The sequence below is a fragment of the Paenibacillus sp. Marseille-Q4541 genome (genome assembly GCF_018310695.1).
Classification (GTDB): domain Bacteria; phylum Bacillota; class Bacilli; order Paenibacillales; family Paenibacillaceae; genus Paenibacillus.
In genome coordinates, this window is the sequence record NZ_JAGXCY010000008.1 from 92735 (window position 1) to 103851 (window position 11117).

Consider the following 11117-nt stretch of genomic DNA (forward strand, 5'->3'; position numbering starts at 1 on the left):
TTGGGAAACGAAGAGGCTCTGCCTTATAGCAGAGCCTCTTTATATGTGAGCCAGCCTGTCCAGCTGGACAGGAGTGACTGCGTTATTTTCATAAGGTAATGGTTTTCTTAGAATCAGGGTTCATTCGGCGATCCCAGTCCACGGATTTGGACAAATCAGACAGTCTTGCCAAAGCCTCTTCTTCATCAAACGTACTATACCAGCGGGTATGATCGATATCAAGAATCCGATAATGCATACTGATCATATTTTGTTGCAAGATATAGTCCCCTTCTCTTACGATTTCAGCCCACCAGAGTTTCCCTCCAAGTGTTCTGCCTTTGGGTCTTTCCAGTATGCTATGTGCAGCCATTTCAATAATTTCCATAGGTTCTTCACCAAGAATGGATTGAATAGTTAAACTGTCCGGGTGAAGTGCTACCAGGGCAACAAGGGTTGTCCAACTGGCTTTGGTGCGTCCTTTTTCAATTTGGACCAATGTTTTTTTGGATATTCCCAAGACTTCTGCCATTTGCTCCTGCGTATATCCCATTTCAGCACGTATCATCTTTATTTTGCCAGATAAGAGCTTAATGAGCTGCTCCTTCGTCATAATTATTTCTCTCCTTCACGCATTGTAGCATTTATATACAAGTAACATTTGTATCAATTAGTGTAATTTTACACTACGTGGTAGGACAGGGTCAACGTTTCTATGAGCTTCTTCTTTTCATCCTAATCTGGGAAGGGTAATATGAAAAGGAAATGATTACATAATCTTAAAGGAGGTTATCCAAGAGATGAATTACCGAAGATTAGGCGGCAGTGGTGTGAAAGTAAGTGAAATCAGTCTTGGAAGCTGGCTGACTTATGGTGGATATGTCGAGCAGGAGAACGCTGTGCGTTCCATTGAGACTGCTTATGATGCAGGTATTAATTTCTTTGATACAGCGAATGTGTATGAACGGGGTGCAGCCGAGGAACTTCTTGGCAAGACTCTTCAAAATTACAACCGTGAATCCTACGTGCTGGCAACCAAAGTGTTCGGAAAAATGGGAGACGGTCCTAATGACCAAGGTTTATCCCGAAAGCATATTATTGAGCAGTGTAATGCTTCATTGAAACGGCTGGGAACAGACTATGTAGATATTTATTACTGCCATCGGTTTCATCCTGAAACGCCTCTTCTCGAAACTCTTCGTGCTCTGGATGACCTTGTTCGCCAAGGAAAAGTGCTCTATATCGGTGTGAGTCAGTGGACAGCGGCCCAGATGGAAGAAGCACTTGGCATTGCGGATCGTTACTTACTGGATCGGATCGTGGTAAACCAGCCTATATATAATATGTTTGAGCGTTATATTGAAGACGAGATTATTCCACTTGGTGAACAAAAAGGGATTGGACAAGTTGTGTATTCACCATTGGCACAAGGATTGCTTACAGGTAAATATAATGATGCTTCCCGCATTCCGGAAGATAGTCGTGCGGCAAAATTGGGCTGGGATGACAAGAAGATCAATCAGGAAAAGGTGGAGAAAGTACGTAAACTCGCCAAAATTGCTGACGAACTGGATGTAAAAGTAGGGCAGCTGGCACTGGCTTGGATTCTGAGACAGCAGAACGTTGCAAGTGCCCTTGTAGGTGCCAGCAGACCAGAACAGGTGAAGGAGAACTTGGTTGCATCAGATATCAAACTGAGCGAAGAAGTTCTGGACAAGATTGAGGCGGTACTTACCGAGTAAACCATAAAATAAGAGGAGAGCTAGTGAATCCTGCTTGCATAGGATTTCACCTAGCTCTTTTTGTATTTCATACATAAAGCAACTATAGGATGGTTAGAATCAACATATACGTATTTTGGAAATGGAGGAAAAAGAGATGAAGCGCCATCACAGAAGTCAGTTTCTTAAGAAACTGGAACATAAGCCTGCTGAAGCAGCGAATACTTCGAAATCGGAGCAATCTACCATTCCACATCCAGATACAAAAGAAGAAGCAAAAGGTCAAAGTAAACAGGATACGAAATTTAATCCTCAACCAAATAAAGAAAAGAATGACCTATTCCAAATGTCGGACTCTATGCAACAAAAGATTGACGGGATACTTATTCAGAACGGAAACAGCAGTGATATTGTTGTCAGAAAGCTGTATGTTGGCAAAGATCCAGGGGTCTCGATTGCTGTGGTATACATAGAGTCACTGGTTCAAAATGAACTAGTTAATAATTTTATTATTCGTTCGTTATTGGATATTGAATTTAAAATAGGTGAAATGGCTGAAGAGGAGAACGGTACTTCCCTGATACATAATGGACTTATCCAGAAAGTGTTCAGTCTTGGTACTGTGAAGTACTGCTGTGACTGGAAGGATATGATGGACAACTTGCTGCTTGGACACACCCTCATCATGATTGAAGGCAGTCCCAAAGTCATTCACATTGTAACGTCAGGTGGAGAATTTCGAGCGATTACCGAATCACAGACGGAGTCTGTTGTTCGGGGACCTAAAGAGGGATTCGTAGAATCCATCGGCATTAATGTTTCGCTTCTGCGTAGACGAATCCACAGCCCTGATCTTCGTGTAGATACGAGAACCGTGGGCAGTCAGTCCAGAACAAGACTTGCTGTGATACATATGAACGGCATTGCAGATGAAGATGTGGTAAAAGAAGTACACAGACGCCTCGACCAGATTCAAGTAGATGGTGTATTTGATTCTACCTATGTTGAAGAGCTGATCCAAGATCAGGCGATGACTCCTTTTCCGACGGTGTATGCTACGGAACGCCCGGATACTTCAGCCGTGAGATTGATGGAAGGAAGAGTCGTGATCATTGTAGACGGCAGTCCATTTGTTCTTATTGTGCCAACCGTATTTGCTCATTTTTTCCACAGTGCAGCAGATTACTCGGATCGGTTTGATATCGCAATGTTGCTTCGTCTGCTTCGCTATGTAAGTTTTCTGGTACTGCTCCTTGGGCCTTCTCTTTACATTGCGATGACGACTTATCACTATCAGCTAATTCCTAGTGCACTTCTTTATAATCTCGTGTCTCAACGTGAAAATGTTCCTTTTCCAGCTTTTGTAGAGGCGGTCATTTTGGAATTGATCTTCGAGTTATTACGGGAGGCGGGGGTTCGGATGCCGCGTGTCGTTGGACAAGCAGCGAATATTGTGGGTGGCCTTGTCCTTGGTCAGGCAGCGGTTCAGGCAGGGATTGTAAGCCCGCTATTAACGATTGTTATTGCAATTACGGGTACAGCTAGTTTTGCAATTCCTACCTACACGATGGCGATCGCCGGACGGATATTCCGTTTTGGATTTATTGTGCTTGCCGCTACCTTTGGTCTGTATGGAATTGTGCTTGGGCTTATTGTCCTTTTGGCGCATATGAATAGTTTGCGTTCTTTTGGTGTCCCATATATGTCGCCTTTCAGCCCCTTTGTACTTGACCAGCAAAAAGACTCTATTTTACGTTTACCTACTTCACTTATGAAGAAAAGACCTAGGGCTATTAGCGGTGAGTTTAATGAAGTTACAGAGGACAAGCCCGTAACAGCCATGGATAAGAGAGACCAGAACAAGAAAGGTTCATAAAGATATGAAGCAGATAATCTGTAAGATAATCGCCGTTGTCCTTATGACGTCTCTACTTGCTGGATGCTGGGACTCCGTAGAGCTGAAGGAACGTTTGATCGTTACAGGACTTGCTGTTGATCGTGGCGATAAGCCAGGTATATATAACATTACTTTTCAAGCGGCAGTTCCGACTGAACTGTCCGGTGGGCAAGGTCAAGGGACCACGCCAGTTTTCGTATTTACCGGACAAGGAAGAACGTTGCAGGAAGTGCTAAGTAAAATGTCACAAGACTTACCCAAAATCATATCTCTTTCCCACGTAGCTGTGCTTGTAATCAGTGATGACTTAGCTCAAAAGGTGGGGATTGGGAAATTTATTGACTATATTGAACGTGATCCGAAGACACGTATTACAATGCAAGTCCTAATCGCAAAAGAAACATTAGCGAAGAACATTCTTTCTGTTACAAGTCCGGTCGGTCCGGTAACAGCGAACAATCTGGTGAACAAAGTAAGATATACGAACCGTGACTACTCTCATAATTATCCCAACAAAATTGACGATGTGATTCGAGGAATGATTACTCCCGGCGGGGGTCCAGCGATTAGCGGAGCAGTGGTGAAAGGGAGCGAAACTCAAGGAAGCAGAATGGAAAATATAAATACAGTCCGTGTCCCTACACATGTCTCCGTCGACGGCATGGCCTTGTTTAAAGGGGATAAACTTGTAGGGTGGATGGAAGGAGATCAAGGCCTTGGACTCACGATTATCCGTAACAAGGTGCACAATGCGGCAATGAATATCTCTTGCCCCCATGATCCTTCAGGAACCATGGCCATTGCTACCTCATTCTCTAAGACGAAGATCGAGGCTTCCATTCAGGATGGCACTCCTTATTTTCACCTTGTAGTAAGGCAAAAAGGAATTATTAGTGAAGCGGATTGTCCGGTGAATTTGACTTCTGGAGAGGCGATGCAAATCTATGAGAAAACTTGGAGTGAAAAGACAAGACAAATTGTCCTGTCTGCTATAGAGCAGGCTCAAAGGTCGAAAACGGATGTTTTGGGTTTTGGTTATGCATTGAAAAAGCAACGGTCCCATCAGTACAAAGAGTGGGAAGAAGCGGAGGACTGGGACGAAGTCTTCTCGCGAAGCAAGGTGAAAGTGACTATACAATCGGTGGTTATGCACACCCAGACTCGAAATAACCCCTATAGTACGGGAGGAGAAGATTAGAGTGAATAAAAACCAGATTAGTTCCGGCCAAATGTTGTCCCTTATGGTGATGTTTCAGATTGGTACCGCTATTGTTATTAACCTAGGGTATTCAGCTGGCAGAGACACATGGATTTCTGTTCTGATTTGCATGTTTCTTGGGGCCGGACTGTTCTGGGGTTATTCGTATCTTGCGAAGCAATTTCCAAGAATGCCGCTTACGGAATACAGTCGCAAAGTGCTGGGCAAGTATCTCGGAAGTGTAGTGGGTTTTCTATACATTGTTTATTTTCTCTACATCGGTTGCCGTAATTTACGTGATGGGGCGAATTTAATTAATATCAGCTCCCTGAACAATACCCCTATGGTTATCACGACAACATTTATGATGATCTGTGTATCCTATGTCGTCTATTTAGGATTTGAAGTAATTGCACGAACTGCAGTTTTACTTTTGGGTTTTCTATTTTTTGTGGGGGTGCTCAGCAATATTCTGCTCTTATCCTCTAATGCTATACAGCTCGATCTGATTCTACCTATCCTTGAAGATGGAATTAAACCGGTGCTGAATGGGGTTTTAAATGAAAATTTAATCGTCCCTTTTGGAGAGATGGTATGTTTCCTTATGCTTCTTCCTTACATGCGTCGTCCCGAAAAAGGAGGGTATATCGGTATTTTGGCTATTATTGTGGGTGGGCTGATACTTAGTCAGACCATGTTTATTAACATTGCTTGTCTTGGTTTAAATATTGCAAAAGGTTCTCCGTTTCCTCTGTTGTCTACGATTAGCCTTGTTGAAATATCGGAGTTTGTACAGCGGGTAGATATTCTAGTAGTGATGAGTCTGATCATTGGTGATTTTTTTCGGATATCCTTATACTTCAGTGCAGCTCTAATTGGCGCTTCCGATTTATTTGGTGTTCCTTACCGCAAGTTAATCCTCCCTATTGCATTTATTATGAATGTATGGGCAACGGGTATGGCCCGAAATTTCATTTATCATTTGGAATATGGAAGGCTTGCTCTTCTATATGTTCACCCGTTATTTGTTTTTTACTTTCCGCTTCTCCTTCTCGGGGCCGCTTGGATTCATAAGAGAAGAAAACGGGGGGCCAGAGTTTAACGGTTTTTTAAGGATAAGATAGGTTTTGTAAAAGAATGTAGCGAGTTGATTATGAAAAAAATAGATGAGAACAATAATTCCAGAAAATTTTAATGTATATTTCTCAGATGTTCGCAGGATGTAATTCTGAAGATTGAATCCTGAGTCTGCAAAACCTCTCCCAAACAGAATATCTATCGTCCAGTCAAATAAAAGGACACAGATCGAGATTACAACAAATGAACCCATTATTCTTTTCATTTTTCCGCCTCCCTTACTTACCGCACTATCATGCTATCTTCTGTGAACCATCCGCAGTTTATACAGGGATTGACTGGTTATGAATTAAGATTTATACTTAATCTAAAAATAAATACTTATCATGTATATAAATAGAAGGAGATCTGATGATCTTATGCCTAAAACATTAAATTTAACAACACAGCGCCAGGCTGTTTATGATGTAGTAAAGAAAGCTCATAACCATCCGACAGCAGCTGAAGTGATGACCATGCTATCGCAGCAAGGATATAATCTAGCTTACGGTACAGTTTATAATTCATTGCGTTATCTCGTAGAAAAGGAACTCATTCTTGAGCTTAAACTCGGTGAAACGGCAAGTAGATATGATGCTAGGACAGATGATCATCAACATATTATTTGTGAAGTATGCGGTAAGGTGGATGAGGTGATGACCGAAGTACCTGCTGCTTGGACAGATTCTGTCGCAAAGGAAACAGGATACGAGATTGACCATGCGCATGTTGTTTTTGGAGGTGTATGTCCAGAATGCCAAAGCAAGCGGAAGAACTAGTGAATAAAAATCAATATCCCTATGCGTCCATTCGCATCTCAAAGGATAAGGCTGCTCAATTGCTAAGTAACACAGAAGAAGAGACGGTCCCTTTCTGTGCCGTTACAAAGCGGATTCTATTAGTAAGTCCCGTTCTGAATCAGGTACATGATTTGGTTAAGGTGCTGACAGATCGATGCTTTGATGTCATGATGTTTCATAGACTAGAGCCCGAGCTATATAAGAATATTCCGCATGACCTGCTCATTTATGATGTGACCGCTTATGATGAGAAGGATGCCCTCGATCTTCAGATGAAGTTAAAGGAATCAACTTCATCACAGAATCTATTTTTAGTTAGCGAAAAATTTATTCGTGGTGCAGCACCAGAGATGCTTCAGGAAGAACTGTTAGTATGGCCGGGAAGACCTCATGAGGCACTGTATCATGTACAGCGCATTATTAGCCGTGCTGTACCAAGACAAGAACAAGTGGCCAAAACAAGCGGTAGCGATTCGATCGTTTTCAAAGATTTAAGAGTAGATATGGAGCGGATGCTCGTTCATAAACAGGATATTCAAGTTCATTTGACCAAAACGGAATATGATCTGCTGCTCATTCTAATGAATGCGAAAGGCTCTGTTATTTCACGGGAAGAGATGCTGAGCCGGGTGTGGGAGACGGATTTCACAGGGGGCAGTAATGTGGTCGACGTTCACATCAAAAGTCTTCGTAAAAAGCTTGGGGACCAGGCTGCTGCACCTAAATATATCATTACAGTCCGCGGTGTAGGTTACCGTTTGGCAGATTAAAGAAAGCCCTTAAATGTGCAAACATTTAGGGGCTTTCTTTTTGTTCATAAACAATTACTAATCTTCATAATATGTATCAATGAGTTCATTTTCTAATCACAAACCGTTCATAGTTTATTCATGCAAAACAGATACCGCACATGCTACAATCAATATATAAATTTAGATTAAATCTAATTACACGTATAAATCTAATTGAAAGGGTGACCCCTATATGACAGATCGTTTAACTACAAATCAAGGTACACCAGTGGGTGATAACCAGAACTCCAGAACAGCAGGAAGAAGAGGGCCCACTCTACTGGAAGACTATCATTTAATCGAGAAGTTGGCACACTTTGACCGTGAACGTATTCCAGAGCGCGTAGTTCATGCACGTGGATCAGGAGCACATGGTGTATTTAAAGTTGAAAACTCCATGTCCTCTTATACAAAAGCTGCTTTTCTACAACAGGAAGGAACAGAAACACCCGTATTTGTTCGCTTCTCTACCGTAATTCATGGTCAAGGATCTCCGGAGACGGCTCGTGATCCTCGTGGTTTTGCAGTTAAGTTTTATACATCCGAAGGAAACTATGATCTAGTTGGTAATCATTTGCCGGTATTCTTTATCCGCGATGCAATAAAATTCCCTGACATGGTTCACTCCTTGAAACCTTCACCAGTAACGAACATTCAGGAGCCTGCGAGATACTGGGACTTCATGACACTGACACCAGAGTCCACACATATGATGACTTGGTTATTATCTGACTATGGTACTCCGGCAAACTACCGCCAAATGGATGGATTTGGGGTTCATGCTTTCAAATGGATTAACGATAAGGATGAAGTTGTATACATTAAATACAAATGGGAGACGCAGCAAGGCGTTCGTAATTTCTCAGCGAGTGAATCTTCCGAAACACAAGGACAGGATTTTAACCATGCATCTCGTGATCTTTATGAAGCTATTGAGCGTGGTGATTATCCAGAATGGGTTCTTAAAGTGCAAATTATGAATCCGGAAGATTTGGATGCACTCACTTTCGATCCGCTAGATCCAACGAAAATTTGGCCAGAGGATAAGTATCCGTTCCATACGGTGGGACGTATGACGCTTAACCGTAACCCGGAGAATTTCTTCGCAGAAACGGAACAGTCTGCCTTTTCGCCTAGCGCCCTTGTACCAGGAATTGAAGCTTCTGAAGATAAATTGCTTCAAGGTCGTTTGTTCTCCTATCCGGATACACAGCGTCACCGCCTCGGAGCAAACTACTTGCAGATTCCGATTAACTGCCCTTACTCCAAAGTTCGCAACCATCAACGGGATGGACTGATGCAGATGAATCAGGATCCTTCAGCATATAACTACGAGCCTAACAGCTCTTCGGAAAGTCCGAAAGAAGATCCGAAATATCGTGACTCCAAAGTAGCAGTGAACGGACATATTACACGTGAGCCGATTGAGAAGACAGAAGATGACTTCAAACAAGCTGGAGATACGTATCGTGGCTTCACAGAGCAAGAAAAACAAAACTTACACAATAATCTGATTCAAGATTTGAAACAGACACCGGAACAAACACAGCTCCGTGCGATCTGTAATTTCATTCGAGCAGACCACCGACTAGGAATGATTTTGGCTGAGGGTCTAGGTGTAGATATTCGTGATTTTATGCCATCTAATTCTTAAAATCTGACATGATTTATATGTAACCGTGTGGACAGAACACTGCTGTCTGCACGGTTTTTTGTTACGAGAGAATGGTTACGAATGGAATACTATGTTGACAAAGGAAAGAGAGACAATACAATGGGTATTGTGGAGGGGTGCTGGATGAGGATTAGTCACTTTAAGGTGGGAGAACAAGGTCTGAACCGTTTTTTCGGTCCCCTGGAGGCCAAAATTATGGATGTCCTCTGGAATGAGGATGAGTTGAGTATCAAAGAAGTCCAGGTCAAACTGGAAGAAGATAAGGCCCTTAACTTCAATACGGTAATGACCGTTATGAACAGGCTTGTTGAGAAAGGTTTGCTCGTCAAATCACTTCAAGGTAGAACCTCAAAGTATCGCCCGGTACAATCAAGGGAGGTGTTTATGGATACGCAATCCAAAGAACTGACACATGAACTGATGGACCAGTTTGGCGCCGTTGCGGTTACCCATATGCTTGATGCTGTAGAAAAAGCGGATTCTGATCTGATTCAACAATTGGAGTCGAAAATAAAACAGTGGAAGAAGGACTTGTCGTGAGGTGGGCATTGCATTCCAGGACATTATTTTTTGGAGGTACCCTCATTTGTGTCGCTGTATATATTCAGATGGGTTTATATCTGACTCATATGATTTGGGGGTTACAGACTTCCTATAATATTTTCTCCTGGTGTACTCACTGGATGAAGGAATTAGGTTTTTTGTCTGTCATTTACTTGTTGAATGCGTTTGTTCTAGGGACGTTTATTCTAGTTCTCTATTCTATATGGACCCAGTTGATCCGATCAGCCCGTGCTTTGAAATACATAAACTGGTTACGTGACTCGGAACTCACAACATTCTACGTGAAACGTTACCCCGAGCTGATGTTGCGTAAGCATCTTGTGGTTATCCATACCCATGAACCGATTGCGCTCGCTTTTGGCCTGTTTCAAAGACGAATCATCATCTCATCAGGACTTACCCATTTATTAGACGAAAAAGAGATGGAAGCTGTACTTTTTCATGAACATTATCATTTGCGGCATTATGATCCACTCAAAACTTTTCTTCTTACACTAGGTGTATCTACGATCGGTTATGTGCCTATACTAAAATCCATTCTATCGAATTATAAAATGGTGCGTGAGATTATGGCGGATAATGATGCCATTAAAAAAGCAGGTACTCCCGTAGGTCTGGGCGGGGCACTTCTCAAACTGCTTCGAATAGGTTCCGTAAACGCAAGGTTTCAAGGTGGTGTCGTTTCTTCTTTCGCTGCCGATAGTGTAGTGAACGACCGAATTGCCCGAATTCTGGAACCGGACAAGGAACCTACTCTGAGATTCTCAGGCTGGAGTCTGGTATGCTCCGTGTTGGTCTTAATGACCCTGTTTGCTGTATTTAATGTAGTGCCTCACTAATCTAATTATGTAATTGAATAATTCAGTATGAAATTATAAACGAGCCACACATAAACAATTTATAGGAGGAATACAGAAAATGTATAGCAACCATAATTACAACCTGACCCGAAACATGGAGCTAGGACTTTTATTTACGAGAGTTGTGCTAGGTTTTATTTTTCTGATGCACGGTATCGTGAAATTTCAAGGCATGGAAGGGACTCAAAGTTTCTTTATTAGTTTGGGTCTCCCTGAATTTGTGGCCACGATTGTGGCACTCGTAGAATTTTTTGGGGGACTGTTTTTGATCATCGGTTTGTTCACACGGATCATTAGTCTGCTTTTTGTTGCCATTCTCGTAGGTGCTATTTTCACGGCAAAGGCAGGAGCTGGCTTCATCGGCGGCTATGAGCTGGATGTTGCACTCATCGGAATGGGTATTACCCTCGCGGTGGCGGGAAGTCGATATGTGGCTGTGGACAGCTTGTTTAGAAGAAATCGTAGATAACATACAGGTCTTAATGAATAGGGAAGGCTCTGCTAATGCAGGGCCTT

The 11117-nt window shown here is 42.4% G+C and carries 11 protein-coding genes; 10 read left to right on the top strand and 1 reads right to left on the bottom strand.

Going from position 1 to position 11117, the window contains the following annotated elements; translation table 11 throughout:
• Positions 1 to 88: 88 nt before the first annotated feature.
• Entirely contained in the window at positions 89 to 592 is a 504-nt protein-coding gene (locus KFT32_RS11585) for a helix-turn-helix transcriptional regulator (protein ID WP_211747363.1), read from the bottom strand.
• 187 nt (positions 593 to 779) lie between these two features.
• Here KFT32_RS11585 and KFT32_RS11590 point away from each other — a divergent pair, with 187 nt between their 5' ends.
• The 10 genes from KFT32_RS11590 (at position 780) to KFT32_RS11635 (ending at position 11070) form a co-directional block, all read left to right on the top strand.
• The gene (locus KFT32_RS11590; RefSeq protein WP_211747364.1) at positions 780 to 1721 is read left to right on the top strand and encodes an aldo/keto reductase family protein; all 942 of its coding nucleotides are present in this window, start codon (positions 780 to 782) and stop codon (positions 1719 to 1721) included.
• Positions 1722 to 1857: 136 nt separating this feature from the next.
• Positions 1858 to 3576, top strand: a complete 1719-nt coding sequence (locus tag KFT32_RS11595) for a spore germination protein (RefSeq protein ID WP_211747365.1) — start codon at positions 1858 to 1860, stop codon at positions 3574 to 3576.
• Between the two features lie 4 nt (positions 3577 to 3580).
• Entirely contained in the window at positions 3581 to 4795 is a 1215-nt protein-coding gene (locus KFT32_RS11600; protein ID WP_211747366.1) for a Ger(x)C family spore germination protein, read from the top strand.
• 1 nt (position 4796) lies between these two features.
• Positions 4797 to 5897 (top strand): GerAB/ArcD/ProY family transporter, encoded by a 1101-nt coding sequence (locus tag KFT32_RS11605; RefSeq protein WP_211747367.1) that lies wholly within the window; start codon positions 4797 to 4799, stop codon positions 5895 to 5897.
• 394 nt (positions 5898 to 6291) lie between these two features.
• Positions 6292 to 6690: a Fur family transcriptional regulator gene (locus KFT32_RS11610; RefSeq protein WP_211747368.1), complete on the top strand. Its 399-nt coding sequence runs from the start codon at positions 6292 to 6294 to the stop codon at positions 6688 to 6690.
• Positions 6666 to 7481 carry a response regulator transcription factor gene (locus KFT32_RS11615; RefSeq protein WP_211747369.1) on the top strand — a complete coding sequence of 272 codons (816 nt, stop codon included), beginning with the start codon at positions 6666 to 6668 and terminating at the stop codon, positions 7479 to 7481. Before KFT32_RS11610 ends, KFT32_RS11615 begins: the two co-directional genes overlap by 25 nt.
• 214 nt (positions 7482 to 7695) lie before the next feature.
• A complete protein-coding gene (locus KFT32_RS11620; protein ID WP_211747370.1) occupies positions 7696 to 9156 on the top strand; it encodes a catalase in 1461 nt (486 codons plus the stop codon).
• A gap of 144 nt (positions 9157 to 9300) precedes the next feature.
• Positions 9301 to 9717, top strand: coding sequence for a BlaI/MecI/CopY family transcriptional regulator (locus KFT32_RS11625; RefSeq protein WP_211747371.1), 417 nt, complete (start codon positions 9301 to 9303; stop codon positions 9715 to 9717).
• Between the two features lie 143 nt (positions 9718 to 9860).
• Positions 9861 to 10580 (top strand): M56 family metallopeptidase, encoded by a 720-nt coding sequence (locus KFT32_RS11630; protein WP_211747372.1) that lies wholly within the window; start codon positions 9861 to 9863, stop codon positions 10578 to 10580.
• 79 nt (positions 10581 to 10659) lie between these two features.
• The gene (locus KFT32_RS11635) at positions 10660 to 11070 is read left to right on the top strand and encodes a DoxX family protein (protein WP_249435826.1); all 411 of its coding nucleotides are present in this window, start codon (positions 10660 to 10662) and stop codon (positions 11068 to 11070) included.
• The last annotated feature ends 47 nt before the right edge of the window (positions 11071 to 11117 follow it).